Source organism: Streptomyces sp. NPDC025638 (assembly GCF_055558775.1).
Genome location: NZ_JBVHLX010000001.1, coordinates 500,047 through 526,021, shown reverse-complemented (window position 1 = coordinate 526,021; position 25,975 = coordinate 500,047). Strand labels below are relative to the sequence as shown.

Here is a 25,975-nt window from a genome sequence, read left to right as displayed (position 1 = left end):
CGTGGCTTTCCGTCGGCGGTCACTTGACATCAAGGGTCTCACGGACCACCGAGGGCACCCCACGTGATTATCGGATCACGAGGGGTGCCCCGGGGCAGTCGTCAGGAGGAGGACGGCGTGTAGTTCTGGCCGAGGACCACCGAGACGCCGGCGTTGGAGCTGACCGTGCCCTTCGTCACGGAGCTGGTCGGCAGCCCCAGGGTCTTGGCGACCTCGGTGGCGTTCTCCTTGTCGGCGGCGGAGGAGTAGATCACCTTCGAGGTCGCCCGGGTGGTGGACGCCGTACCGGCCTCCAGGAAGGTGAAGCCGCCGTTGAGGAGGACCACACGGGCCTTCTCGGTGTTGTCCTTGACTCCGGTGGCGTTCTGTACGGAGACCCGGACCGCGGAGCCCGCGTCGGGGCTCTTGGCGGTGCCGCCGAGGATGTCCTTGACCACGCTGGAGCTGGTCTGGGCGCTCAGCGTGCCGTCGGTCTGCACGGGCAGCAGGGCCGTCTTGTAGTCGCCGCCCTTGGCGAGGTCGGCGAGCTTGGCGAGGAAGGTGCCCAGGTCCTTGTCGGTCAGGGAGGGGTCGAGGATCTGCGCGAGGGTCTGCACCGTGATCGTGGCCGCCGAGGCGTCGGAGGACAACTTGCGCAGCACCCCCTGCATGACCTGGCCGAACCGCTCCAGCTGGGCGTTCTGGGCCTCGCCGGAGGCACGGTAGGTGGCGTAGGCGACGGCCATCTTGCCGCTGAGGGTCTGGCCCGTGCCCTTGTGGACGAGGGGCCCACTGCCCTTCTTCTTCGCGGCCGGGTCGGGCACGTCGGCGTTGGTGTCGATGTCGATGTTGCCTACCAGCTCGACGAGGTTCTGCAGATAGGGGGTGTCCAGGCGCCAGGTGCCCTCGATGTTGGTGCCGAGGACGGTGTCGAGCTGGTCCCGGGTCCCGGAGGAGCCGTCGTCGTCGACCGACTTGGCGAGGGTCGTGGTGCCGCCGGCGTCGTCGGTCAGGGCGAGGGAGTTGGGCAGCAGGACGGTCGTGCCCTGCTTGGTGGTGGTGTTGTCGACCAGCAGCGCGGTGGAGGTGCCGCCCTTGCCGGTGTTGTGCAGATGGACGACGATCACGTCGCGGTTCTGGGCGGCAGCGGACGTCGTCGTGCCGGCCTTGGAGCCGGAGGAGGACAGACCGGGCAGCTTCCCGGCGTACCAGAGGTAGCCCACACCGCCGACGGCGACCAGCGCGAGGACGACGACGAGGGCGACGACCCGGCTGCGGGCGCGGCGGCGGGCCTCCTCACGGCGCTCGGTGCGGTTCTCGGTGAACTTCAGCCAGTCGATGACGTCCTCGGAGTTGCCGTCCGGCTCCTCGACGAACGCGAACTGCTCGGTGCGGTAGTCCCGTTCACGGGCCGCCGGGGCCTGCGGTTCCGGCTCCTCGGCGGGCCCGGGCTGCTGCGGGATGTGGGCGGTCTGCCCGGCGGCCCGGGGCTGCCGGCCGCTCGCCGCGTTCTGCCCGTAGGGGTCGTACGGGGGCGCCTGGCCGCCGCCGGGGGCGCTCGTGCCGTACGGGTCGTAGGACACTGTCGGCCGCTGTCCGGTGTCGTAGGCGTCGTACGGCGGCACGGGCTGCTGCTGCCCGGTGGCGTACGGGTCGTACCCGTAGCCCTGCTGCGCGTACGTGTCGTACGTCTGCCGCGGAGCCTGCTGCGCCGGGATCTGGCGGTAGACCGGCTGCCCGTACTCGTCGTAGCCGACGAGTTCGTACTGATCGCCGCCGTATCCCGCGTCGTATCGGTCGTTCACCGGTGCCCCTCTCGGTTCACTCGCCGCGGTACAGCTCGCGCTTGTCGATATAACGCACGACCCCGTCCGGCACCATGTACCAGATGGGGTCGCCCTTGGCGACTCTCGCACGGCAGTCTGTGGAAGAGATGGCCAGCGCGGGAACCTCCACGAGCGAGACCCCGCCCTCCGGGAGTCCGGCGTCACTGAGGTGATGACCCGGACGGGTGACCCCGATGAAGTGCGCCAGGGAGAACAGCTCCTCGGTGTCGCGCCAGGTCAGAAGCTGGGCGAGGGCGTCCGCACCGGTGATGAAGAAGAGGTCGGTGTCGGGGTTGAGCGCACGCAGGTCGCGCAGGGTGTCCACGGTGTAGGTGGGGCCGCCCCGGTCGATGTCGATGCGGCTCACCGAGAACTGCGGGTTCTCCGCGGTCGCGATGACCGTCATCAGGTAGCGGTCCTCGGCCGGGGAGACGTTGCGGTGGGTCTTCTGCCAGGGCTGGCCCGTGGGGACGAACACGACCTCGTCCAGGTGGAACTGCGCGGCGACCTCGCTGGCCGCCACGAGGTGCCCGTGGTGAATCGGGTCGAACGTACCGCCCATGACGCCGAGACGGCGCTTGCCCGTGTTCACGGTGCCGTTGCCGGGCCCGTGCTCGGGGCCGTTCACCAGGTCGTTCGCCATGTCGTTCACCGGACCGGTAGGCATGTCCTGCTCCTCCATGCGTGCAGACCCTACCGGCCCGGCCTACGGGCCTCGTCCGTCAGACCCCGGGGGACGGCCCGGCGACGGGCGGCCGCGCTCAGCGGTCGCGGTTGAAGCGGGTGGTGATCCACAGCAGGAGCAGGAGGATGATGAAGGCGCCTCCGCCGGTGACGAGAGGGTTGAGGCTGTTGTGGTTGCCGCCCTCTTCGCCCTCGGCGGCGAGGGTGACCAACTGGGCAGCGGTGCTGTGGAAGCTCATCTTCGGCAGGCCTATCCGGTGTGGGCGGGATAAAGATGTCGGCTCATCGTAAGCGGGCGGCCCTGCGCCCCTCGCGCCGACTCCGCCGTTGGGGACGAGCGGGGAACGTTCGCGGCGTCTCAGTCGTCCTTCTGTTTGTACCCGCGCAGCAGGAACCAGCCGGTCAGTGCACAACCGAAGAACATCACGATCAGGACGATCCGGAGCAGATTGCCCGCCCCGTGCTGCTGGGCGGCGCTCGCGGCCTCGGTCAGCCAGGCGGCTGCGGGGTGGTGCTCCATGACGTGGCTCCTTCGGCTGTACTGCCCGTCCACGGTATCTCCGCCTAGGCTGGGCCCTGCCTTGGGGGCACATAGGGCACACAGACGCACATGGGGGATGACATGTCCAGCGACGGTCACGAGCAGAACGGGAACGAGCGCGTACCCAGCAGGCAGCGCCGGCGCTTCCCGGGGATCTCCTCGCGTGCCTACGAGCACCCGGCCGACCGCTCCGCGCTGGTGGCACTGCGGAAGCTGAGCGGCTTCGACACCGTCTTCAAGGCGCTCAGCGGGCTGCTGCCGGAGCGGAGCCTGCGGCTGCTGTTCCTGTCCGACTCGGTACGCGTGTCGGAGCAGCAGTTCTCGCATCTGAACGACATGCTGCGGGACGCCTGTTACATCCTGGACCTGGAGAAGGTCCCGCCGATGTACGTCACGCAGGACCCGCAGCCGAACGCGATGTGCATCGGCCTGGACGAGCCGATCATCGTCGTCAGCACGGGCCTCGTCGAGCTGCTCGACGAGGAGGAGATGCGGGCGGTCGTCGGCCACGAGGTGGGGCACGCGCTGTCCGGCCACGCGGTGTACCGCACGATCCTGCTGTTCCTGACGAACCTCGCGCTCAGGATCGCCTGGATACCGATGGGCAACCTCGCGATCATGGCGATCGTGACGGCGCTGCGGGAGTGGTTCCGCAAGTCGGAGCTGTCCGCCGACCGGGCGGGGCTGCTCGTCGGCCAGGATCTGCAGGCCTCGATGCGCGGCCTGATGAAGATCGCGGGCGGCAACCATCTGCACGAGATGAACGTGGACGCGTTCCTGCAGCAGGCCGAGGAGTACGAGGCGGGGGGCGACCTGCGCGACTCCGTGCTGAAGATCCTCAACGTGCTGCCGCGCTCCCACCCCTTCACCGCGGTGCGGGCGGCCGAGCTGAAGAAGTGGGCCGAGACCCGCGACTACCAGCGGATCATGGACGGGCACTACCCGCGGCGCAGCGAGGACAAGGACACCTCGGTCAGCGATTCGTTCCGTGAGTCGGCGCAGAGCTACGCCAGTGACGTGAAGAGCTCCAAGGACCCGCTGATGAAGCTGGTCACCGACCTCGCGGGCGGGGCCGGGAACCTGGGCGGCCGGGTCCGGCGGGGCTTCGACGGCTTCACGAGCCAGCCCCCGCCGAAGGCTCCGCCGCAGGACGAGGAGTAACGGCGGGGTCGGCCGACCCCGGGCGCGGGCCGAGCGGACGTGGATCGGCACGGACCGGCACGGGCACGGCCGCTCCGCGCCATCGCGGCAGAGCACGGGTGCGCCGGGCAGAACGCTGATGCGCCGGGGAGGCCGACACCGCAGGGGCAGGCACGGGCACAGACGAGGACCGGCACGGCCAGAACCGGCACGGCCAAGACGCGCGCAGGGCCTGGGGCAGACTTACGGCCGCGAGCTCAGCCGCCGGCTGACGGGACCCGGCACGGGCACCGGCGCCGGCTCCGGCACGGTCACCGCGGCAACGGCGCGGCACGGGCACCGGCTCTGCCCCGCCCCAGCCGCTGAGAACATCCCGGCTCAGGTCGTCGGTTCGGCTCCGGTGGCCAGGGTTCCGCAGAGGGCTGTTGCGCTGCCTGTGGCGTAGGGGTTGGTGCCCGCCGGGCCGCCTGCCTTGGCGGTCTGGCCGGCCAGGAGCGGGTGCAGGTACCTGGTGGAGTCCTCGGCGCAGGAGAGAGGGCCCGCCTGCACATAAGAGACGACCAGCTGGGTCTGGTGGGTGCGCAGGTCGTCGCGGTCGAAGCGGAATGTCAGCTCGCGGCGGACGGTGAACAGGGACACCAGGGCCTTGGCGTCGGCGCCGGTCGGCCGCAGCGCATACACGAAGGTGTGGTCCGCGGTGACCTCAAGGGTGGACGAGTTGGTCTCGGCGGCCTGCAGCGTGCCCTGGACGCGGATCTTGCGGTCGGCCAGCTGTGTCTGGGAGGGGTCGAAGCGAACCAGCCAGCCGGTGGGCGCGTGCCGGCCGTCCGCGGCGGGGTGGTCGAAACTCTGGTCGAACTGGTCGAGTTGGTCGGGGTCGACCAGGGCGCGCGCGGGGTGGGTCTGGCTGCTGTTGAGCACCTCGGGGTAGAGCGCGGAGCGGACTATGTAGTCCTTCGCCGTGCTCAGAGCGGTCACGACGTCGCTGTCCGAGAAGTGGACGGTGCGCCGGGAGGCGGGCAGCGGAATCCCCTCGGCGCCGACGGCGTACTGTGCGGCGGGGCTCTGCGCGTACAGGTGCTCGGCGTCGGCCGAGCCGGGCACCTTGCCCTGTGGGGAGAGCGGGATGACGGTCATCCGCAGGGGCTCGACGGGCTGCCGGGCCTGCGGGGAGCTGTACGGGTGACGCACGCCCATGTAGATCGCGGTGCCGAAGGCGACGGCGATCAGCAGGACGAGGATCAGCGCCTGCCGGGTCAGCCCCCGGTGCAGGGGCGGGCGACGGCGTACGGCGGGCGCGTGGTCGGCCATGCGCTCCTGCGCGGAGTACTCCTGAAGCCGGGCAGCACGGACGAACGACTCGTCGAAGACGACGGATCGGTACTCGTCCTCACCACCCACGGGGCCGCCCTCGGGTGTCCCCTCAGGTGGGTCTCCAGGCCCGCCCATACTTTCAGAGTAGGTCTGGAGAGGCTCGGGTAAACGCCCTGGTACACGACAAGTTCTGACAGGTTCTCACCAGGAGGACGACAGGCAGCTCAGGGCGAGCGCGGGATCGCCGAGACGGCCGGCTGGGAGGTGTCGGCGGACACGGAGGGAGCCGCCGCAGTGCCCTGTTCCAGGCCGGTCGAGGCGGGCGGCGGGACCTGGTCCCGGTCGCCCGAGGAGGCGCTGCGATAGACGGCCGCGAAGGCCAGCGCGACCATGCCGATGCCCATCACGAGGGCGAGCACCCAGGCGACGGGGCGGTGCCAGCGGACCTGTCTGCCGTAGGTCCCGGGGGCGCCGTAGCCGTCGTCGAGGACCTCGGTGTCGTCCAGGTCGTCGAGGTCGCGGTCGCGGCCGAAATCGTGTCCGTCGGGGCCGTACCCGTCGTCGAAGCGTTCGCCGGCGGCGTGTGCCCGGCGCGCCTCGGCCTCGGAGGCCTCGGCTCTTGCCTGGGCGGCGGCCAGGAGGCGCTCGACTGCGGTCGGCTCGTGCACCACGGCCGCGCGTACGAAGGCCTCATCGAAGACCACGGAGGCGAACTCTTCGTCCGACACCCCGTGGTCGTGGTCGTCGTCGGGCTCCCAGCCGTCCGGGAACGGCGTGCCCCCCACGTCCTCCGGCACGGATCCAGAGTAGACCTGGGGGGTCAATTTGGGCAGACGGTATGGAAATTCATCCGTCTGGTGAGACACCTCTCACGTGCCCGCGAGGGCGGCATCCGTCAGCGGCGGACGTGGCCGTCGCCGGTGACGATGTACTTGGTGCTGGTCAGCTCCGGCAGGCCCATCGGGCCGCGGGCGTGCAGCTTCTGCGTGGAGATGCCGATCTCCGCGCCGAAGCCGAACTGGCCCCCGTCGGTGAAGCGGGTGGACGCGTTCACCGCCACCGTCGTGGAATCGACCAGCTGGGTGAAGCGGCGGGCGGCCTGCTGGGATGTGGTGACGATCGCCTCGGTGTGGCCGGAGGTCCACAGCCGGATGTGCTCGACGGCCTTGTCGAGGGAGTCGACGACGGCGGCGGCGATGTCGTACGAGAGGTACTCGGTCTCCCAGTCCTCCGGGGTCGCCTCCACGACGGTCGCCTTGGAGTCCTTGGCGTACGCCAGGACGCGTTCGTCGGCGTGCACGGTCACCCCGGCCTCGGCGAGGGCGTCCAGGGCGCGCGGCAGGAACTCGGCGGCAATGTCCTGGTGGACGAGGAGGGTCTCGGCGGCGTTGCAGACGCTGACCCGCTGGGCCTTGGAGTTGATCAGGATCTCGACGGCCATGTCGATGTCGGCCTGGGCGTCGACGTAGACGTGGCAGTTGCCGGTGCCGGTCTCGATCACCGGGACGATGGACTCGGAGACGACCGTCTGGATCAGCGAGGCGCCACCGCGCGGGATCAGTACGTCGACCAGTCCGCGGGCGCGCATCAGCTCGCGCACGCTCTCGCGGCTCTCCCCCGGCACGAGCTGCACGGCGTCGGCGGGCAGCCCGGCGCCGCCCACGGCGTCGCGGATCACCCGGACGAGGGCGGTGTTCGACTCGTAGGCGGAGGCCGAGCCGCGCAGCAGGACGGCGTTGCCGGACTTCAGGCACAGGGCGGCGGCGTCGACGGTGACGTTCGGGCGGGCCTCGTAGATGATGCCGACGACGCCGAGCGGAACGCGGACCTGGCGCAGGTCGATGCCGTTGGGGAGGGTGGAGCCGCGGACGACCTCGCCGACCGGGTCGGGCAGCCCCGCGACGTCCCGCACGTCGGAGGCGATGGCGCGGACGCGCTCGGGCGTGAGGGTGAGCCGGTCGACGATGGCCTCGCTGGTGCCGGCCTCCCGGGCCTTGGCGATGTCCTTGGCGTTGGCCTCGACGATCTCGCTCGTACGGACCTCCAGGGCGTCCGCGATGGCGAGCAGCGCGTCGTCCTTCACGGCACGCGGCAGCGGCGCGAGGTCGGCGGCGGCGGCCTTGGCGCGGTAGGCGGCCTGAGTGACCGGGGACATGGCGTCGTACGGCGAGAGCGTCGTCATGAGGGAAGGGTAGTGCGCCCGCCGGGGCGGTCCAGCGGTTGTTCCACACCGCGAGACGGGATCAAGGGGGATGAAACGCCTGCAAGCGAGCGAAAGGGTCGCATAAGGGCGCGAAAAGCGCCCGTAAGGGATCAGAAGGGGTGAATCCCCACCGGCGTCGCGGGCGGCGGGCCGTAGCCCTCAGCGACGCGCTGGTGGTAGGTCTCGCGGTCGATGACCTCCAGGCCGACGATCTCCCAGGCCGGGAGCCCGGCGCTCTGGCGGTGCTCGCCCCACAGGCGCAGCGCGACGGCGGCCGCGTCGTGCAGGTCGCGCGCCTCCTCCCAGTAGCGGATCTCCGCGTGGTCGTTGGCGTACCGGCTGGTCAGCAGGAAGGGGTGGTCATGGGCGAGCTGTTCCAGGGCGCGCCGCAGGTCCTTCAGGGGGACCTCGTCCCCGGAGACGCTGAGGGTGACATGCCACAGGCGTGGCAGGTCCTTGGGCCCCTCATAGGTGTCCCCGGCCGCGACGCTCGTCAGAGCACCACGGGACGCCGCCCCAGGGCGCACTCGTCTCACGACGGCCTCCTTCACGCAGCGACTCGGGAACGTGTTCCTGAGAGAAAGTTGAGCAGGCCGCACGGCTCCGCGGGGCGGTTTTACGGAACGTCCCCCACCGGGGGCGGTCGTTACGCCCCGGTTTACGGGTGGAGGATCACCAGGTCGTCCCTGTGTACGACCTCGCGTTCGTACGCCGGACCCAGTTCCCGGGCCAGTTCCCGTGTCGAACGTCCGATCAGCTGGGGGATCTCCTTGGCGTCGAAGTTGACGAGCCCGCGGGCCACCGCGTGGCCCTCACCGTCGCGCAGCTCGACCGGGTCGCCGGCGCCGAACTCGCCCTCGACGGCGGCGATTCCGGCCGGCAGCAGCGACTTGCGGCCCTTCACGACCGCGCGCACCGCACCGTCGTCGAGGGTGAGGTGGCCCTGCGGGGTGGAGGCGTGCTGCAGCCACAGCAGGCGGTCGGCGGAGCGCTTGCCGGTGGGGTGGAAGTAGGTGCCGGTGTCCCCGCCGGAGAGGGCGTCGGCCGCGTGGATCGCGCTCGTGAGCACCACGGGGATGCCGGCGGCGGCCGCGATCCGGGCAGCCTCGACCTTGGTGACCATGCCACCGGTGCCGACGCCGGCCTTGCCGGCACTGCCGATCTCGACGTGGGCGAGGTCCTCGGGCCCCCGTACTTCCGCTATCCGTGAGGTCCCGGGCTTGCTGGGGTCGCCGTCGTACACGCCGTCGACGTCCGAGAGCAGGACCAGCAGGTCGGCGTGAACGAGGTGGGCGACCAGGGCGGCGAGACGGTCGTTGTCACCGAAGCGGATCTCGTCGGTGGCGACGGTGTCGTTCTCGTTCACGATCGGGAACGCACCCATCGCGAGCAGCTTGTCGAGGGTGCGGGAGGCGTTGCGGTGGTGGGCGCGGCGGCTCATGTCGTCGGAGGTGAGCAGGACTTGGCCGACGCGGACGCCGTAGCGGGCGAAGGAGGCGGTGTAGCGGGCCACGAGCAGGCCTTGGCCGACGCTGGCGGCGGCCTGCTGGCGGGCCAGGTCCTTCGGGCGGCGGAGCAGGCCCAGCGGGGCGAGGCCCGCGGCGATGGCGCCGGAGGAGACGAGGACGATCTCCTTCTCTCCCCCGCTGCGGCTCTTGGCGAGGACGTCGACGAGCGCGTCGACACGGTCGGCGTCCAGGCCGCCCGACGCGGTGGTCAGCGACGAGGAGCCGATCTTGACGACGATCCTGCGGGCCTCACCCACGGCCTGCCTTGCCCTTGCCACTTACGGTCCGTCCCCTCACGTCACGATACGGCTGCCCGCCTGGCAATCTACGCGAACGGGATGGTGCGTCGCGCATCGGTCCACGCTCCGGACAGACCTCGTGTGATCGCCCGCTCACGCTTCGCATACGGCAAAAAGGTTGCATTGGTTGCCTATAGAAATTAAAGACAGTCCAAACTTAATTTGAACTTTGTGTCATCAAAAGATCGCGGCGCGAGGCGCATCCTCCTGAGATCGGGGAAGAGTCCCTACGACGTCGTCCCTGTCGAAGAGGCCCTCCATCGGGACGTCATCGCCACCAACTCCGGCAACCTGATCTTCAGCGACGCCGCCCACAAGATCCTGGAGACTCCGGGCACGGAGGTGGTCTCCAACGGGATCAGCACCGAGGTGGCGGCGGCGGGCCGGATCAACGAGGAGTACGACGCCTTCGTCGTGCCGCTCGCCAATGCGTTCCGGCCCTCCTTCGAGAGCGGGCTGCGGCGGCTGACCCGGCTCATCACCAGGCTGAGGATCCCGGTGGTGGTGCTGGGGGTCGGCGCGCAGACCGGGGTGAGCTACAACCCGACGCGGCTGCAGCGGATCGAACCGACGGTACGGGAGTTCGTCTCGGCGGTGCTGGACCGCAGCGCCTCGATCGGGGTGCGGGGCGAGTTCACCGAGCAGTATCTGAAGGACATGGGGTTCCGGGACGTCGAGGTGATCGGCTGCCCGTCGCTGTTCATGTACGGGCGTCAACTCGCCGTGCACAAGCGGGCGGTGGCGCTGACGCCGGAGTCCCGGATCGCGATCAACGGTTCGCACAGCGCGGTGCGGACGCAGGGCCTGGACCGGATCATCGACCGCACGCACGAGCGGTATCCGCGGCTGCGCTTCATCGGGCAGAACCTCAGCGACGCGCGGCAGTTGCACTGGCGGGATCTGTCGGACCCGAACGCCCAGGTGACCGCGATGCCGACGCATCCCGACCACCCGATGTACCGGGAGGACAAGGTCCGCGTCTACGTCGACCCCGTCACCTGGATCGACGACCTGCGCTCCTTCGACTTCTCCTTCGGCTCGCGCATCCACGGCAACATCGCGGCGCTGCTGGCCGGTACGCCGGCGACGGTGCTGTGCGGGGACTCCCGGACGCTGGAGCTGTGCCGGTACTTCGACATTCCGCACCGGCGGCTGGACAAGGTCGCCAAGGATCCGGAGAGCGCGGATCCGGCGCGGCTCTACGAAGAGGCCGACTTCACCAAGCTGGTGGGCGGGCACGCGGAGCGCTTCGAGCGGTTCACCTCGTTCCTGGACAAGAACGGGCTGGAGAACACCTTCACCCACGGGGACGGCGGCGAGGCCTTCGAGGAGCGGATGCGTTCGCTGTCGTTCCCGGCCGGGGTCCGCCCCTGGAACGACTCCGACATGGCCTCGCTGACCTCGCGGTTCACCTGGCTGCACACCCGCATCAACGAACTGTCGGTCGACAACGCCCAGTTGAAACGAGACCTGGCCCGCACCCGAACCGGCACCAAGGCCACGGCAAAACTGAACCCGACCACCCCGACACCCTCGGTCTACCGCCGCGCCAGACGAGCAGTGGGCAGACCGATCCGCAGGGCACTGCAGTCGGGCCGGGATTAGGGGGGACCGGGTCATCCCGGGCCCGCTGCGCCGGTTGCGCGGTAGCGTCACGCCGCCGCCGGGAAGCCCCCCGTCGGCAGTGAGCGGCGTACCTTGCGTATCGCTCGGCGGAAGAAGGAGTTCGCCGAGGCCTCGCGGTAGCCCTCGAAGGCTCGGGCCTCTCGGGGTTCGGCGAGGTAGAGGGAGTCGGGGAGGCCCGCCTCGCGGGAGCGGAAGTGCGGGTAGACGAGATAGACGCGGGTGCCGCGCTTCTCCAGGATGGCGGCGGCCTGTCTCTTCGCCTTGACGAACTCCACGACGTCCTTGAGGAGTTCGGGTCGGCCGATGGCCACGAGGTGCAGCCGCAGGCGCTCGTGGACGCGGAGCCGGCGGGCGACCTCCGGCGTCCAGTAGGCGTCCATCAGCGGCTTGGCCAGCTCGAACTTGTGCCGCCTGACCTCCTCGCTGTCCTTGAGGTACTTGGGGCCGAACTGCGGCAGCAGGGTGATCAGGAAGGGCCGGATCATGAGCGTGTCCCGCTTGGGACCCGCGGGGACCATCTCGGCGATCAGGTTCATCAGGGCCCGCGCGGAGTCGAAGCGAAGCGTGTAGCTGCCGCTCTTCGTGACGTGCTTGCCGTCCTCGCGGCCCACCAGGTAGTAGCACGGGTAGTCGGCGACCACGGAGACCCCGTCGGCCCGCAGATACGCCTCCATCGTGAACAGCGCGTCCTCGCCGGTCCACAGGGACTCGTCGAAACGCATCCCGTGCCGTTCGAGCAGCTCGCGGCGGAAGAGCTTCTGGGCGCTCAGGGTGAACTTGATGTTGGACGAGAAGACGTCGGTACGGTCGACGGTCTTGCCCCACATCGACTTCGGCGGGGTCCGGTTGATCCCCTCGACCTTGCCCAGGACCACATCGGTGCCGTTCTTGTCGGCCATGGCGACCATGCGCACCAGCGCCTCGGGGCCCAGCCGGTCGTCGGCGTCGAGAAAGAACACGTACCGCCCGGAAGCCTTGCCGAGGCCGATGTTGCGCGGCCCGCTCGGGCCGCCGGAGTTCTCCTGCCGGATCACGGTGACCGGCATGGGCGCCCGGGCCGCGAACTCCTCCAGGTACTCCCCGGTGCCGTCCGTGGAGCCGTCGTCGACCGCTATGACCTCGAGACGTCTCGGGTCGATGGTCTGCGCCTCGACGGACGCCAGGCACTCGACCAGGTACGGCATCGCTTCGTACGCCCCGATGATCACGGTCACATCAGGCTGCGTCACGACGGTCACGGTTCCCCCTTGTCAACGGAACATTTCCCCCGAATCGCCTTAATCGCAATCTGTTAGACGGTGGACAGGGTGAAGCGGTTGCCTCACCGCACACAATCAGTGGCCTACGTCACACGGCGAACGGATCGACAGGGGCTCTGGCGGGTGACATCGGACAGTACGGACAGCCGGTAAGAACTGCTCACCGCCAAGGCGAAACGGGAGTAAGAGGGAACGGTAAGAGACCTGAATCCGCAGGTCAGGGCAACAGCATCCACCCACGTGGCAAGAAGGGGCCCCGGCCCCGAGGATCGCTCCTCGGGGCCGGGGCCCCTTCTTCTCTTACGGTCCGGGTGTCTTCCGGTCCGGGCGTCAGCCCGCGGTCACACCGTCCGTGTCACCCGTGGACGACAGCCGCTGTCCCGGCAGCACATCCGCGAGTTCGATCTCCTCCGCGGCACCGGCCGCGGCGCGGGCCTCCTGGCCCACGTTGCGGGTCTCGGCCTTGCGGGCGAGGTCCGCCACCGCCGCGTTGAACTGGTCGATGGACTTCGGCTCGTCCGGACCCAGCAGATAGCGCTTGAGCTCCCCCCGGTCCGCCGCCAGCGGATCGGCCGAGGGGTCGCGGACCGCGTCCAGCAGCCCGCCCAGCTCGCCCGCGCTGTTGGACAGGATCACCGCGGCGCGCACGGCCGTGTTCTGCCGCTTGAACTCCTCCACGCCGAGCTCGGCGGAGTCCGTGACGGCGTAGGGCTTGCCGCTCGCGATGAAGTCGGAGACCACGGACGAGATGTCGGAGACCATCGCGTCGGAGACGTTGAAGCAGTCGTACAGCCGCGGCTCGGCGCCGGTGATGACCCGGTGCTCGTACGCGGGGAACGAGCGCCAGTACGCGGCGTCCCACTCGGCGCGCAGCCGGGCGATCTCCTCGTGCTTCTTGACGTCGACCACACCGTCACGGCTGGCCTCGGCCTCGTCGCCCTTGTCGCCGACGGTGCCGGACAGCTCGGCGATACGGGCCTCGATACGGGTCAGCTCGGCCGTGGCCTGCGCCTGGGCGGCCGCGTCGGCGGTGAAGCGGGAGTCGGCGGCGCGCTCGGCGGCGGCCTTCTCGACCAGGGCCGTGATCCTCCGGTGCGCGGCGCCCGCCTGGGCGCTGACCGTGCCGGTGAAGGGGTGCGGCTTGTACAGGACACGGACCGGCGGGTCGGCCTGCACCAGCTTCTTCACGATGTTTTCGCCGGCGAGCACGATCGAGGTGTTGCCGGGGTTGCCGTCCCAGCCCTCCCAGGTCGGCGCGTAGAGAACCGTCGGGCAGTATCCATCAGCGGCTCCGCCGCGGGGGCCCTCCGGCACGCCCCGCCACGTCCGGATCGGCGCCAGCTGCGGGCGGCCGACCTCCACGATGTCGTCGTCGCGGACGCCGACATCGGCGATGGCATAGCGGTCGCGGCCCGCGCGGCCGGCGGTCCACACCTCGTCGTACACCTTGCTGAACGGGTTGACGCTGGCCAGCTTGTCGCTGTCGCCGTGACCGATGAAGACGTGCTTCATGGTCGGGACGCGCAGCAGGTGGATGTTCTTGCCGACGTTCGCCGCGTAGAGGGCGACGCGCACGGTGGACAGCTCCAGGTTCATCAGGTGCACGCCTCCGGGCACACAGATGACGGGCACCGTGGTCGGGGCCAGGCTGTTCAGGATGACGCGCTCGCGGAGGATGATCAGCGGCCGCGACTCCAGCCGCTCCATCGTCTCCAGCCACATGTTGACCTGGTACGCGGAGTCCTTGGAGCCGGAGAAGTAGAGCACCGTCTCCGGCTTGTAGGAGGCCAGCCAGTCGTCGACGGCGGCCAGCACCTTCTCGGCGTTCGGCGGGACCTTGCGGCCGCGGACGTAGGGCATGAGCGCGAGGACGTACAGGGAGCCCAGGCCGATCGTGATGCCGATGCCGATGAATCCGGCGACGGCCGAGTCCATGACCGCGGAGACCAGCAGACCGGCGACGGCCGCGAGGTCGAGGTGGAGCATCTTCTCCGCGGAGCGGTGCAGCAGACCGCGCCTCGGGGCGTCCGGGATGCGGATGCGCGACTTCAGGTCGATGTTGCGGGTGGCGACCGGCATCCGGCGGCGGTTGCGGATCAGGGTGACCAGCGCGCCGTGCGGGGCCTGGAGGCCGTAGAACGCGATGAAGCAGGCGATGGCGCCGTAGAAGACCAGGTTGTTCGAGAGGGACAGTCGTGCCAGCAGCAGGATCAGCAGCAGCTGCCGGATCAGGAAGCGGATCGACAGACCGGCCCGCACCTTGCTGAGGCGGTTGATCAGGTAGCTGCCCTTGCGGTGCAGATAGTGGTCCGCGAGGTACGTCACGGCGGCCGCTGCCGCGAAGGCGTAGACGCTCGGGACGAGCGCGGCCAGCATGAGCGCCGGGAAGCCCAGCAACACGAGGGCCGCCGCGGCCAGCTCGGCCGCGCTGCCCACCCGGGCGACGCGTATAGCGGTGGATATCACGGATAACCTTTTGCTGACAAAAAGGCCGGAATAAGACCTTGCGGACAATTTGCGAAGGGTCTGTGAGCTTTACGGATTCAGGCCTCTGTGAATGCTCCGCGATCGCGTAGCCACAGAGGCCTGAATTTCAGATGCCTATTTGATGTTGATTATGCCACGCCGTCCTGACGGTCCAGGACACTGGCCAGCGCCTGCTCGAAGCCGGAGGCCTGGCCGGCCGCCGCCGTCGGGTCCTGCTGGCGGACGTCGATGACATGGCCGGTCAGCTCGGACAGCAGGACGTCGAGCGAGGTGCGGGCCACGGCCTCGGAGGAGAGCAGGGTGCCCGCGGGCTCCTGCCCGAACGCCTTGGTGCGCATCGGGGTGGCGGTGCGCTCCGGGTTGATGCAGTTGACGCGGATGCCGTCGCCGGCCCACTCGTCGGACAGGGCCTGGGTGAGATTCACCATGGCGGCCTTGGTCGAGGAGTAGAGGCTGTACTCGGCGCGGCCGCGGGTGTAGCTGCTGGAGGTGTAGAGCAGCAGCTGGCCCTTGGTCTCGGCCAGGTACTTGTACGAGGAGCGGGCGATCTGCACCGGGGCCAGGTAGTTGACCTTCAGCGCCTCCTCGATGGTGGCGTTGTCGGTCTCGGCGAGCTTGCCGATGCGCAGCACGCCCGCGGTGTTGACGACGTAGTCGATCCGGCCGGTCTCCGCGTACGCCTTGGACAGCGCGTCGTCGACCTCCTCCGGGTTCTCCACGTGGGTGCCGGTGGTGGAGCGGCCCAGCGCGTACACGGAGGCGCCGTAGGACTCCGCGAGTTCGGCGATGTCCTTGCCGATGCCGTACGAACCACCGAAGATCACAACGGTCTTGCCGGTGAGGAGCTCGCGGTAGGCCTCCTCGCCGTTCTGCTCCGGGGCCGCCGTGGAGGCGAGCTGGAAGAGCTTGTCGGCGATGAAGACGTCGACCGGCTGGGTCACCTTCATGTTGTACTCGTCACCCGCGACGACGTTGATCGGCACGTCCGGCAGGTACTTGAGTACGACGGAGCAGTCGTCCGTGGCCTGGAAGTTGGGGTCGCCGGCCGCGACCTCGTAGGCCCGCTTGATCGTGGACAGCTTGAAGGCCTGCGGCGTCTGGCCGCGGCGCAGCCGGGAGCGGTCCGGGATCTCGGTGATGAACTCGCCGTCCTCGCCGTGCGTGCGGGTCACGATGATCGTGTCCGCGGACGGGATGGCGACGTCGACCGCCTGGTAGCGCTTCAGCGCGACGACGCAGTCGTCGATGACGCGCTGCGACAGCAGCGGGCGTACCGCGTCGTGGAAGAGGACGTTGAGGTCCTCGCCCTCGGCCAGGCCCTCACCGAGGGCGGCGATGGCGCGCTCGGTGGTCTCGTTCCGGGTGGAGCCACCCTCGATGATCTTCTTGACCTTGCGGAACCCGGCCTTGGCGACGATCTTCTCGATGTCGGGGACATAGCCCGGCGCCATCAGCACGATGACGTCGTCGATCGAGTCGGCGTTCTCGAAGGTGGTCAGGGTGTGCTCGATGACTGCCTTGCCGGCGATCTTCAGCAACTGCTTGGGGATCGACAGACCCACGCGCTGACCGGTTCCACCGGCCAGGATCACTGCGGTGGTACGGGGCTTGGCTATGTGCTGGGACACAGGTGACCTACCTTGGGGCGTCAGGGAACCTCGAAATGGTCCCACTTCGGGTTACCGCAGTGCAAGGTGAGCGTCCTTCGCTGCATATGTGGCCGCAACCTCTCATTCACCTTGCACTCCTGGTGATGGCCGCCGTCCTCACGGGGTCCCGGAAGTCCCCGTGAATTTGCTGTGAGTAAGTCCACTCCCAGCGGCGCCGCGGTCGCTTGTCAGCGGCGCCGTAGTCGCCGGAGGCAGCGATGGCCGAGTACCCGGACGAGTTCCTTCGACGACGTCCGGTGCACCGTGCGAACCCGGGCCGGGCGGGCGGGCACCGAGGCGGCCGCGGCGAGGGCCCCGTACAACGCCTGCGCGGCCACTTCCGGTGAGATCCGCGCCTCGTCGGAGACCGCGTGGCCGGATTCCGTCTGCTTCGGTACGGCGGACAGCAGCGCCCTATCGCCGAGGACGCACACACCCAGCGCCGCGATCCGCCCGCCCATCTCGGCACCGATCTCCGCGGCGGCCTCGACCGCCCACCGGGGCGTGGCAATCTTCACGTCCTGCGGGGTGGGACTGCACGCGTTCTTCATATGCATGACCGCGCCGTTGCGCACGAGCTTGGAATACAGCTCGTCGGGCAGTCCATTGCCGCGGAATTCCACATTAAGATTCCGCAGCATTTCGGTCTCGGCCAGGGTGAGGGAACGATTCGCAGTGTCCGGAACCGGCCGCAGAAGATTCCGGGGCAGTCCGAGCAGCGTCTCGAAGGTGCGCAGGAGTCCGTCCCGGTCGCGGTCGTCGACCACCACGACGGTGACCCGCTCCGGACCGACCGCCCGCGCCCAGCGCTCGACCAGCCGGTCGTGCCGGTGCCGGCGCCAGAAGCTGGGGTTGGGCTTCTCGTGCGGGGCCCTGCGGAGCATGTGCTCCAGCCAGTCCTCGTACCCCATGCGCAGCCCGTTCTGCACATACTGCTGCCACTGCGACGGCATGATCCTCACCAGCGGGCGCAGCGTGATCAGGATGTGCACCCGGTCGCCGCCGAGCTGCCCGACGATCCGCTCGATCGTCGCGTCGTCCGGGGCGTCGGCGAAGAATTCGCTGCTGATCACCGAGGTGTGTCTCCCGGTGGCCTCGACCTGCTTCAGCAGACGCGTCCAGTGCCGGTCGGTGGGCCGGGGGTCGCCCATCATCGCGGGCCGGGCGCAGGCGGCCAGCGCGGCCTCCATCGGGTGCCTGCTGTGGGCCGGGAACTCGACGCCGTGCCGCGCCATCGTCTCCTTCGCGGCGAACAGCGCGCCCTGGATGGCGGTGGTCCCGGTCTTGTGCGGGCCGATGTGCAGCAGGCGGGTGCCGGGCGGCAGCGGGGCGGGGGCGTGTCTCGTACAGTCCGTCTCCATGGTCAACGGACGGTAAGAGACTTACCTGAGACTTACCTGAGAGGGCCCTGGGACTCCTGTGAGTCCAGGGGTCCAGGGCCCTGCCGAGAGCGTCGGAGGCCTTCCCGAGCGCCTCAGACCAGGTTCACACCCGGTTCGTCCGACTCCACCCGCAGCCGCGCCAGTGTGCTCGCGGTGGCCTGCGGCTTCACCACCGTGTCCACGACCCGGACCTGGGCGTCGATGCCGTCGCGGCGGATGTCGAAGAGGTGGTAGCCGCGGTGGGCGTCGATCACCTTCCAGTGCGGGTTGTCCGCCTTCAGCGGGTCCCACTGGGCGTGGAAGGCGGCCTGGTCCTGGTCACCGTTACTGGAGATGGAGGTGCCGACGAACTCGGCGCCGACGACGTCGGAGTCCGGGTCGGCGAAGTCCCGCTTCAGATCGCTGATCATCGTCAGGTGCCGGTCACCGCTGAGCACGACCGGGTTGCGGACGTCCTGGAAGTCCTCCAGGAGCGCGTTGCGTTCGGCCTGGTAGCCGTCCCAGGCGTCGTAGAACCAGAGCTTGCCCTCGCCGAGCAGCAGATCGGTCTCGGCCATCATGATCTGGGAGGCGATCAGGTTCCAGCGGGCCGGGGAGTCCCGCAGACCGTCGAGCAGCCACTCCTTCTGCGCGGCCCCGAGCATCGTCATCGACGGGTCCTCGGCCCCGGCCTGACCGGTGGCCTGGTCGCTGCGGAACTGCCGGGTGTCCAGGACGTTGACGCGGGCCAGGCGGCCGAACTCCAGGCGTCGGTACATCTGGATGTGCGGTCCGTCCGGGACGGCGGTGGCGCGGACGGGCATGTGCTCGTAGTACGCCTGGTAGGCCGCCGTCAGCCGGGCCACGAACGCGTCGTGCGACTGCTTGCCGGGGTCCTGCGGGATCTCGCCGGCGAAGTCGTTGTCGACCTCGTGGTCGTCGAAGGTGACCACCCAGGGGGCGCTCGCGTGCATCGCCAGGAGGTCCGGGTCGGTGCGGTACTGGGCGTAGCGGTTGCGGTACTGGACCAGGGTGTACGGCTCCCCCTTGCCCTCGTGCCGGCGCACGCCCGTCGACGAGGGCGACGACTCGTAGATGTAGTCGCCGACGAAGAGGACGAAGTCGGGGTCCTGGGCGAGCATGTCGGCGTACGGGGTGAAGTAGCCGTGCTGCCAGTTCTGGCAGGAGGCCAGCGCCATGCGCAGCGAGCCGCCCCGGCTGTGCGGGTGGGGTGCGGTGCGGGTGCGGCCGGTGGGCGAGATCTGGCCGCCGGTGCGGAAGCGGTACCAGTAGGTGCGCCCCGGGCGCAGGCCCCGTACGTCCACATGAACGCTGTGCCCGTACTCGGGTCTGGCCTCGGCGACGCCCCGGCGCACGGTCTTTCTGCAGCCCTCGTCCTCGGCGATCTCCCACTGCACCGGCACCACGGCGTCGGGCATACCGCCGCCGTTGAACGGGTCGGGAGCGAGCCTGGTCCACAGCACGATGCCGTCGGGCAGCGGGTCGCCGGAGGCGATGCCGAGGCTGAACACACCGTCGGGCAACGGTGTTTCGGCCGCGCGGGCGGTGGCCGGCAGCCACAACTGGGCGGAGGCCGCGGCGCCTAAGACGGCGGCACCCGCGGTGATGAAGCGGCGTCGGTCGGGCGATGATGCGGTCATTCGCTGACTCCCTTGCCACAGTGACCTCTTCGGACCTTCGGAAGCTCCCACGGCCGGACGGGCCGTCCGCTGAACGGGAGCCTTCGCGGGCATGACAAACAAGCAGACAACAGAAGACCCGTCGCGGCACGGAACACCCTTGTGCCACAACGGGTCTGACGGTAGATCGGAATACGACGCGGATTCAGTAGGCGAAGCCGGAGCCGAGCTGCGCGCCCGACACGACCGTGCCGAGGGTGCCGCTGCCGAAGCCGAAGCCGAACGAGCCGGTGTGGGTGATCCCGGCGGAGGTAGACCGGAAGACCCACACCGCGGAAGTCCAGGGCACGTCGGCTCCGGGAATCACCGCCTCAGCAGCGCCCCGGCTCCGGGTACGTCGCTCGTCACTCGAACGGATCGAAGCTGTCGAACTCCTGGAAGGCCTCGTCCCGCTCGGCCTGCCGGTCGCGGCGGCGCTGGGCCGCGGGGCGCTGTTCCTCCAGCCGGTGGTCCTCGCCGCGTCGGCCGAGCATCTCCGCGCCGGCCATGACCGACGGCTCCCAGTCGAAGACGACCGCGTTCTCCTCGGGGCCGATGGCGACGCCGTCGCCGGTGCGGGCGCCCGCCTTCATCAACTCCTCCTCGACACCGAGGCGGTTGAGACGGTCGGCGAGGTAGCCCACGGCCTCGTCGTTGTTGAAGTCGGTCTGGCGGACCCAGCGTTCGGGCTTCTCGCCGCGCACCCGGAACAGCTCCTCGCCGCCGACCTCCTCGCGCGTCACGGTGAAGCCCGCGTCGTCCACGGCCTTGGGCCGGATGACGATCCGCGTCGCCTCCTCCTTCGGCTTCGCGGCGCGCGCCCTGGCCACCAGGTCGCCGAGGCCGTACGTCAGCTCCTTCAGACCGATGTGGGCCACCGCCGACACCTCGAAGACGCGGTAGCCGCGCTCCTCCAGGTCGGGCCGGACCATCTCGGCCAGGTCCTTGCCGTCCGGCACGTCGACCTTGTTCAGGACGACGATCCGGGGCCGGTTGTCGAGGCCGCCGTACTGCTTCAGCTCCTCCTCGATGACATCGAGGTCGGAGACCGGGTCGCGGTCGGACTCCAGGGTCGCCGTGTCCAGCACATGCACCAGCACGCTGCACCGCTCCACGTGCCGCAGGAACTCCAGGCCCAGCCCCTTGCCCTGGCTGGCGCCCGGGATCAGTCCCGGCACATCGGCGATGGTGTACACGGTCGCGCCCGCGGTCACCACGCCCAGGTTCGGCACGAGGGTCGTGAAGGGATAGTCCGCGATCTTCGGCTTGGCCGCGCTGAGCACCGAGATCAGCGAGGACTTGCCCGCGCTCGGGTAGCCGACCAGCGCCACGTCGGCGACCGTCTTCAGCTCCAGGACGATGTCCTGGAGGTCCCCCGGCTCACCGAGCAGCGCGAAGCCGGGTGCCTTGCGGCGGGCCGACGCGAGCGCCGCGTTACCGAGGCCGCCCCGGCCGCCCTGCGCGGCGACGTACGACGTGCCGTGCCCGATCAGGTCGGCGAGCACATTGCCCGCCTTGTCCAGGACGACCGTGCCGTCCGGCACCGGCAGGACCAGGTCCTGGCCGTCCTTGCCGGAGCGGTTGCCGCCCTCGCCCGGCTTGCCGTTGGTGGCCTTGCGGTGCGGGGAGTGGTGGTAGTCGAGAAGCGTGGTGACGGACTGGTCGACGGTGAGGATCACATCGCCGCCGCGCCCGCCGTTGCCGCCGTCGGGTCCGCCCAGCGGCTTGAACTTCTCTCGGTGGACGGAGGCACAGCCGTGACCTCCGTTACCCGCGGCGACATGCAGATCGACGCGGTCCACGAAGGTGGTCATGGTCAGTGCCTCCAGAAACGTACGGGGTATCTCTTTGGGTAACACGCGAAAGGCGGACCCGCCTTCCCGACCGGGAAGTGAGGTCCGCCTCGCGAAAGCGTTCGGTTCAGGCCTGAGCTCAGGCGACCGGAACGATGTTCACGACCTTGCGGCCACGGTGGGTACCGAACTCCACCGCACCGGCCTGCAGCGCGAACAGCGTGTCGTCGCCGCCACGGCCGACGCCGGCGCCCGGGTGGAAGTGGGTGCCGCGCTGGCGGACCAGGATCTCACCCGCGTTGACGACCTGACCGCCGAAGCGCTTCACGCCGAGCCGCTGGGCATTGGAGTCGCGACCGTTCCGGGTGGACGATGCGCCCTTCTTGTGTGCCATGTCTCCTCAGTCCTTACTTCGCAGCCGCGGGGATCGCGGTGACCTTGATCGCCGTGTACTGCTGGCGGTGGCCCTGGCGACGACGGTAGCCGGTCTTGTTCTTGTAGCGCAGAATGTCGATCTTCTGGCCCTTGTGGTGGTCCACGACCTCGGCCTGGACCTTGATGCCGGCCAGCACCCACGGGTCGCTGGTCACAGCGTCGCCGTCGACAACGAGCAGGGTCGAGAGCTCGACCGTGTCGCCAACCTTGGCAGTGGAAATCTTGTCAACCTCAACGATGTCGCCGACAGCAACCTTGTGCTGGCGACCACCGCTGCGCACGATGGCGTACACGCGGATCTCTCTCTCGCTCGGAAACGGCACCCCCGCAGGCCAGCCGCCCAGCATGGTCACGGGCAACCTCTCCCGGCCAACCGTGTGCCCGGGAGGAAGAGGTTTACGGGGATGTGGCGTGTTCAGTGGACACGCCGACGGTCAAGGTTACGGGGCCGTGGCCGAGGGGGTCAAACCGGGCCGGGTCCCGCAGGTCCGCGGCCGGTCACCGGGACCGGCCGCGGACCTCGCTTCGGGCCTTGTCAGGCCTCGTCGGCGGCGACGACCGTGGTCTTCTTCGCCGTCGACTTGGCGGCGGCCGTCTTGGCGGTCTTGGCCGCCTTCTTGGCCGTCGTCTTCTTGGCCGCGACCGTCTTCTTGGCCGCGGTCTTCTTGGTGGCGGCCTTCTTCGCTGTCGCCTTCTTGGCGGTCTTGCGGGCAGCCGCCTTCTTGGCCGGAGCGGCTTCCTCGGCCTCCGCCTCGGCGGCAGCGGGCTCCTGCGCCTCCGCCGACGGGACGACCACGACGGCCGTCTCCTCGGACGCGGTGGGCGCGGTGGCCTTGCGCACCGCACGGCGGCGCGGGCGGGCCGGGGCGGCGCTCTCCACGGGCGCCTCCTCGGCCGGAGCCACGGCCTGAGCCTGCTCCACGGGAGCGGCCGGGGCCTCGGCCGCGGCCTCGGCGACCGTCACCACGGCCGCCTCGGCACCCGCAGGGGAACCGGCGGGCGCCGACACCTTCCGGGTCGCACGACGGCGCGTACGGCCCTTGGGCGCGGCCTCCTCGGCCGGCTCCGCGGCGACCACCGCGTCCTCGACGGCGGCGGGCTCGGCGAGCGCCTCGGCGGCCGGCTCCGGCTGCACCGGACGCGCGGCCTCCGCCGCGGCCGGGACGACCTGGGCGGTGGGCACCTCGGCGACCTCCGCCTCGGCCTCCGCCTTCACGGCGTCGTCCGACCGGGCCTCCGCCTTCGCCGACTGCTTCCGCGGCGCGCCCGCCGGAGCCGAGGCCCGGCGGCCGGCCCGACGGCGCGTACGGCCACGGGTGGCCGCGGCCTCCGCCTCGGCGACGCTGCTGTACAGCTCCTCGTCCGGCGCCATGTCCGGGGCGGGCAGCGCGACGGGCTCCGCGACCTCGGCCACGACCGCGGCCATGGCCTCCGCCTCGCTCTCGGCTTCCTGCTCGGCGGTCTCGGCGGCCTCCGTGACGACGGTCTCGTGCTCGTGCACATGTCCGTCGCCGCCACGGCCGCGCTTCTTGCGCTTGCCGCCGCCCCCGACGGAGGTCGGCTGCTCCATGTGGACGATCACGCCACGGCCGTTGCAGTGGACGCAGGTCTCCGAGAAGGACTCCAGCAGCCCCTGCCCGACCCGCTTGCGGGTCATCTGGACGAGGCCCAGCGAGGTCACCTCGGCGACCTGGTGCTTCGTACGGTCCCGGCCCAGGCACTCCAGCAGACGCCGCAGGACGAGATCCCGGTTGGACTCCAGCACCATGTCGATGAAGTCGATGACGATGATGCCGCCGAGGTCGCGCAGCCGCAGCTGGCGGACGATCTCCTCGGCCGCCTCCAGGTTGTTCCTGGTGACGGTCTCCTCGAGGTTGCCGCCCTGGCCGGTGAACTTGCCGGTGTTGACGTCGACGACGACCATCGCCTCGGTCCGGTCGATCACCAGCGAACCGCCGCTGGGCAGCCAGACCTTGCGGTCCAGCGCCTTGGCGAGCTGCTCGTCGATCCGGTAGGTGGCGAAGGCGTCGACCTCGGAGGTCCACTTCGACAGCCGCTCGGCGAGGTCCGGGGCGACGTGCGAGACGTACCCGTGGATGGTCTCCCAGGCGTCGTCACCGCTGACGACGACCTTGGAGAAGTCCTCGTTGAAGATGTCGCGCACGACCCGGACGGTCATGTCCGGCTCGCCGTACAGCAGCGTCGGCGCGTTGCCGTTCTTGGCCTTCTTCTGGATGTCCTCCCACTGCGCCTGCAGCCGCTCGACGTCCCGGCGCAGCTCGTCCTCGCTCGCACCCTCGGCGGCGGTGCGCACGATGACGCCCGCGTCCTCGGGGACGATCTTCTTGAGGATGGTCTTCAGCCGGGCGCGCTCGGTGTCGGGCAGCTTGCGGCTGATGCCGGTCATCGAGCCCTCGGGGACGTACACGAGGTAACGGCCCGGGAGGGAGACCTGGCTGGTCAGACGGGCGCCCTTGTGGCCGATCGGGTCCTTCGTCACCTGGACGAGGACGGACTGGCCGGACTTCAGGGCGGACTCGATGCGCCGCGGGCCGTTCGCCATGCCCAGCGCCTCGAAGTTGACCTCACCGGCGTAGAGCACCGCGTTGCGGCCCTTGCCGATGTCGATGAAGGCGGCCTCCATCGACGGCAGCACGTTCTGGACCTTGCCCAGGTAGACGTTGCCGACGTACGAGGTCGACTGCTCCTTGTTGACGTAGTGCTCGACGAGCACGCCGTCCTCCAGGACGCCGATCTGCGTGCGCTCGCCGCTCTGCCGGACGACCATCACGCGCTCGACGGCCTCGCGGCGGGCCAGGAACTCCGCCTCGGTGATGATCGGGACGCGGCGTCGGCCCTGCTCACGGCCTTCCCGGCGGCGCTGCTTCTTGGCCTCCAGACGGGTCGAGCCCTTGATGGACTGCACCTCGTCGGACGGCTCGGCGGGCTTGCGGGGCTCGCGGACCTTGACGACCGTGCGCTCCGGGTCGCCCTCGCCGGGCTCGGCGTCGGCGGAGGTGTCACCGGCGCGACGACGGCGACGGCGACGGCGACGGCTGCCGGCGGAGCCGCCCTCTTCGGAGTGCGCCTCCTCGTCGTCCTCTTCCTCCTGCTCGGCGGTGTCCTCGGCGTCCTGTGCGGCCTGCTCGGCGGCGAGTTCGTCGGACTCGGCGTCCGCGCCCTCACCGGCCTCGCCGCGGCGGCGACGGCGGCCACCACGCCGGCGGCGACGGCGCGCACCGGTCTCCTCGGCCTCGTCGCCCTCGGCGGCGTCCTCGACCGAGTCCTCCGGCTCCTCGGCCTCCTCGGTCTCGTCCGCGACGGGAGTCTCGGCGGGGGTCTCGACGGCCCGGGCCTCGGTCTCCTCGCCGTAACCGGCGCCCCGGCGGCGGCGCCGGCGGCGCGGGCCGGCCTGCTCCTCCGTGAGCTCCTCGGTCTCCTCGGTCTCCTCGGGCTCCTCGGGCTCCTCGGGCTCGGCCGCCTCGGCGGCGGCTTCGGCGGCGGCCCGCTCCGGGGTCTGGAACTTCGGTTCGGTGAACACGGGCGCCTGGAACACGGCCACCGCGGGCCGCGCGGGACGGCGCGACTCGGGCTCGGCGGACTCGGCGGGCTCGGCGGCGACCGCCTGGGCGGGCTGCGGTGCGGGCTCGGAGAACCCGGACGCGGCCTGCCGCACGACCCGGCGCCGAGTACGGCGCGGCGCGGCGTCCTCGGCGGCCGCTTCGGCGGCGGGGGCCTCGACGGCGACCGTCGCGGGCACAGCGCTCTCGGCCTGCTCGGCGGACTCGGCGACGGGGGCCACGGTGGCCTCCTCGACAACGGGAGCACCGGCGGGCGCGGAGGCACGACGGGCGGCACGCCGACGCGTACGGGCGACCGGCGCGGCCTCTTCCGCTGCCGCCTCGACCACTTCGGCCTCGGCCTTCTCCTCGGCGGCGGGCACCACGGCCTCAACCGCCTCAGCAGACGCAGGCGCACCAGCAGGCGCAGAAGCACGACGAGAGGCACGCCGACGCGTACGAGCAACCGGCGCAGCCTCCTCGACGGCCTCGGCCTCCGCCTTCTCCTCAGCGGCAGGCACCACGGCCTCAACCACCTCAGCAGACGCAGGCGCACCAGCAGGCGCAGAAGCACGACGAGAGGCACGCCGACGCGTACGAGCAACCGGCGCAGCCTCCTCGACGGCCTCGGC

The 25,975-nt window shown here is 70.2% G+C and carries 21 protein-coding genes; 2 read left to right on the top strand and 19 right to left on the bottom strand.

The features are described from left to right. Nucleotides 1–101: 101 nt before the first annotated feature. The 4 genes from ACZ4EG_RS02345 to ACZ4EG_RS02330 form a co-directional block, all read right to left on the bottom strand. Nucleotides 102–1,784 carry an LCP family protein gene (locus ACZ4EG_RS02345; RefSeq protein WP_467789233.1) on the bottom strand — a complete coding sequence of 561 codons (1,683 nt, stop codon included), beginning with the start codon at nucleotides 1,782–1,784 and terminating at the stop codon, nucleotides 102–104. A 16-nt stretch (nucleotides 1,785–1,800) separates the two neighbouring features. Then, nucleotides 1,801–2,487: a nicotinate-nucleotide adenylyltransferase gene (gene nadD / locus ACZ4EG_RS02340; protein WP_467789232.1), complete on the bottom strand. Its 687-nt coding sequence runs from the start codon at nucleotides 2,485–2,487 to the stop codon at nucleotides 1,801–1,803. Nucleotides 2,488–2,566: 79 nt separating this feature from the next. Then, nucleotides 2,567–2,728: a hypothetical protein gene (locus ACZ4EG_RS02335; protein WP_363295124.1), complete on the bottom strand. Its 162-nt coding sequence runs from the start codon at nucleotides 2,726–2,728 to the stop codon at nucleotides 2,567–2,569. Between the two features lie 119 nt (nucleotides 2,729–2,847). Further along, nucleotides 2,848–3,009 (bottom strand): hypothetical protein, encoded by a 162-nt coding sequence (locus ACZ4EG_RS02330; protein ID WP_363295125.1) that lies wholly within the window; start codon nucleotides 3,007–3,009, stop codon nucleotides 2,848–2,850. 102 nt (nucleotides 3,010–3,111) lie between these two features. On the opposite strand from ACZ4EG_RS02330, the gene ACZ4EG_RS02325 reads away from it, so the two are divergent. Further along, nucleotides 3,112–4,191 carry a M48 family metallopeptidase gene (locus ACZ4EG_RS02325; RefSeq protein ID WP_453551731.1) on the top strand — a complete coding sequence of 360 codons (1,080 nt, stop codon included), beginning with the start codon at nucleotides 3,112–3,114 and terminating at the stop codon, nucleotides 4,189–4,191. 357 nt (nucleotides 4,192–4,548) lie between these two features. Here the strand turns inward: ACZ4EG_RS02325 and ACZ4EG_RS02320 are convergent, their stop codons facing one another. From ACZ4EG_RS02320 to proB, 5 genes are all read right to left on the bottom strand, one after another. Next, complete coding sequence (locus ACZ4EG_RS02320) at nucleotides 4,549–5,619, bottom strand: SCO2583 family membrane protein (RefSeq protein WP_453551729.1); 1,071 nt, start codon at nucleotides 5,617–5,619, stop codon at nucleotides 4,549–4,551. 89 nt (nucleotides 5,620–5,708) lie between these two features. Continuing rightward, nucleotides 5,709–6,281 (bottom strand): SCO2584 family spore wall biosynthesis protein, encoded by a 573-nt coding sequence (locus ACZ4EG_RS02315; protein ID WP_453551727.1) that lies wholly within the window; start codon nucleotides 6,279–6,281, stop codon nucleotides 5,709–5,711. 98 nt (nucleotides 6,282–6,379) lie between these two features. Beyond that, nucleotides 6,380–7,666, bottom strand: a complete 1,287-nt coding sequence (locus ACZ4EG_RS02310) for a glutamate-5-semialdehyde dehydrogenase (RefSeq protein ID WP_453551724.1) — start codon at nucleotides 7,664–7,666, stop codon at nucleotides 6,380–6,382. 131 nt (nucleotides 7,667–7,797) lie between these two features. Beyond that, nucleotides 7,798–8,223 (bottom strand): hypothetical protein, encoded by a 426-nt coding sequence (locus tag ACZ4EG_RS02305; protein WP_467789231.1) that lies wholly within the window; start codon nucleotides 8,221–8,223, stop codon nucleotides 7,798–7,800. 122 nt (nucleotides 8,224–8,345) lie between these two features. Next, nucleotides 8,346–9,452, bottom strand: coding sequence for a glutamate 5-kinase (gene proB, locus ACZ4EG_RS02300; protein ID WP_390706967.1), 1,107 nt, complete (start codon nucleotides 9,450–9,452; stop codon nucleotides 8,346–8,348). 213 nt (nucleotides 9,453–9,665) lie between these two features. Here proB and ACZ4EG_RS02295 point away from each other — a divergent pair, with 213 nt between their 5' ends. After that, nucleotides 9,666–11,099, top strand: a complete 1,434-nt coding sequence (locus ACZ4EG_RS02295; RefSeq protein WP_467789230.1) for a polysaccharide pyruvyl transferase family protein — start codon at nucleotides 9,666–9,668, stop codon at nucleotides 11,097–11,099. A 47-nt stretch (nucleotides 11,100–11,146) separates the two neighbouring features. On the opposite strand, the gene ACZ4EG_RS02290 is transcribed toward ACZ4EG_RS02295, so the two are convergent. From ACZ4EG_RS02290 to ACZ4EG_RS02245, 10 genes are all read right to left on the bottom strand, one after another. Next, nucleotides 11,147–12,304, bottom strand: coding sequence for a glycosyltransferase family 2 protein (locus tag ACZ4EG_RS02290; RefSeq protein ID WP_467789466.1), 1,158 nt, complete (start codon nucleotides 12,302–12,304; stop codon nucleotides 11,147–11,149). A gap of 405 nt (nucleotides 12,305–12,709) precedes the next feature. Next, on the bottom strand, nucleotides 12,710–14,845 hold the full coding sequence (locus tag ACZ4EG_RS02285; RefSeq protein WP_467789229.1) for a hypothetical protein: 2,136 nt from the start codon (nucleotides 14,843–14,845) through the stop codon (nucleotides 12,710–12,712). Nucleotides 14,846–14,994: 149 nt separating this feature from the next. Continuing rightward, entirely contained in the window at nucleotides 14,995–16,494 is a 1,500-nt protein-coding gene (locus ACZ4EG_RS02280) for a D-ribitol-5-phosphate cytidylyltransferase (RefSeq protein ID WP_453551713.1), read from the bottom strand. Between the two features lie 209 nt (nucleotides 16,495–16,703). Beyond that, nucleotides 16,704–17,876, bottom strand: coding sequence for a hypothetical protein (locus tag ACZ4EG_RS02275; protein ID WP_467789228.1), 1,173 nt, complete (start codon nucleotides 17,874–17,876; stop codon nucleotides 16,704–16,706). A 113-nt stretch (nucleotides 17,877–17,989) separates the two neighbouring features. Further along, on the bottom strand, nucleotides 17,990–19,537 hold the full coding sequence (locus ACZ4EG_RS02270) for an alkaline phosphatase D family protein (protein ID WP_453551707.1): 1,548 nt from the start codon (nucleotides 19,535–19,537) through the stop codon (nucleotides 17,990–17,992). Nucleotides 19,538–19,721: 184 nt separating this feature from the next. Then, nucleotides 19,722–19,865 carry a hypothetical protein gene (locus tag ACZ4EG_RS02265; RefSeq protein WP_467789227.1) on the bottom strand — a complete coding sequence of 48 codons (144 nt, stop codon included), beginning with the start codon at nucleotides 19,863–19,865 and terminating at the stop codon, nucleotides 19,722–19,724. A 55-nt stretch (nucleotides 19,866–19,920) separates the two neighbouring features. Next, the gene (obgE, locus tag ACZ4EG_RS02260) at nucleotides 19,921–21,369 is read right to left on the bottom strand and encodes a GTPase ObgE (protein WP_453551702.1); all 1,449 of its coding nucleotides are present in this window, start codon (nucleotides 21,367–21,369) and stop codon (nucleotides 19,921–19,923) included. 118 nt (nucleotides 21,370–21,487) lie between these two features. Further along, nucleotides 21,488–21,742 (bottom strand): 50S ribosomal protein L27, encoded by a 255-nt coding sequence (gene rpmA / locus ACZ4EG_RS02255; protein WP_023550764.1) that lies wholly within the window; start codon nucleotides 21,740–21,742, stop codon nucleotides 21,488–21,490. A 13-nt stretch (nucleotides 21,743–21,755) separates the two neighbouring features. Beyond that, entirely contained in the window at nucleotides 21,756–22,076 is a 321-nt protein-coding gene (gene rplU / locus ACZ4EG_RS02250) for a 50S ribosomal protein L21 (RefSeq protein WP_100826193.1), read from the bottom strand. Nucleotides 22,077–22,318: 242 nt separating this feature from the next. Continuing rightward, a partial coding sequence (locus tag ACZ4EG_RS02245) for an Rne/Rng family ribonuclease (protein ID WP_467789226.1) occupies nucleotides 22,319–25,975 on the bottom strand: 3,657 nt, incomplete at its 5' end.

What these genes read in the sequence shown, in the direction of transcription:
- nadD (WP_467789232.1), bottom strand. Translation starts at nt 2,487, where the DNA reads ATGGAGGAGCAGGACATGCCTACCGGTCCGGTGAACGACATGGCGAAC.
- ACZ4EG_RS02335 (WP_363295124.1), bottom strand. Translation starts at nt 2,728, where the DNA reads ATGAGCTTCCACAGCACCGCTGCCCAGTTGGTCACCCTCGCCGCCGAG.
- ACZ4EG_RS02330 (WP_363295125.1), bottom strand. Translation starts at nt 3,009, where the DNA reads ATGGAGCACCACCCCGCAGCCGCCTGGCTGACCGAGGCCGCGAGCGCC.
- ACZ4EG_RS02325 (WP_453551731.1), top strand. Translation starts at nt 3,112, where the DNA reads ATGTCCAGCGACGGTCACGAGCAGAACGGGAACGAGCGCGTACCCAGC.
- ACZ4EG_RS02320 (WP_453551729.1), bottom strand. Translation starts at nt 5,619, where the DNA reads ATGGGCGGGCCTGGAGACCCACCTGAGGGGACACCCGAGGGCGGCCCC.
- ACZ4EG_RS02310 (WP_453551724.1), bottom strand. Translation starts at nt 7,666, where the DNA reads ATGACGACGCTCTCGCCGTACGACGCCATGTCCCCGGTCACTCAGGCC.
- ACZ4EG_RS02290 (WP_467789466.1), bottom strand. Translation starts at nt 12,304, where the DNA reads ATGCCGTACCTGGTCGAGTGCCTGGCGTCCGTCGAGGCGCAGACCATC.
- ACZ4EG_RS02275 (WP_467789228.1), bottom strand. Translation starts at nt 17,876, where the DNA reads ATGGAGACGGACTGTACGAGACACGCCCCCGCCCCGCTGCCGCCCGGC.
- ACZ4EG_RS02270 (WP_453551707.1), bottom strand. Translation starts at nt 19,537, where the DNA reads ATGACCGCATCATCGCCCGACCGACGCCGCTTCATCACCGCGGGTGCC.
- obgE (WP_453551702.1), bottom strand. Translation starts at nt 21,369, where the DNA reads ATGACCACCTTCGTGGACCGCGTCGATCTGCATGTCGCCGCGGGTAAC.
- rpmA (WP_023550764.1), bottom strand. Translation starts at nt 21,742, where the DNA reads ATGGCACACAAGAAGGGCGCATCGTCCACCCGGAACGGTCGCGACTCC.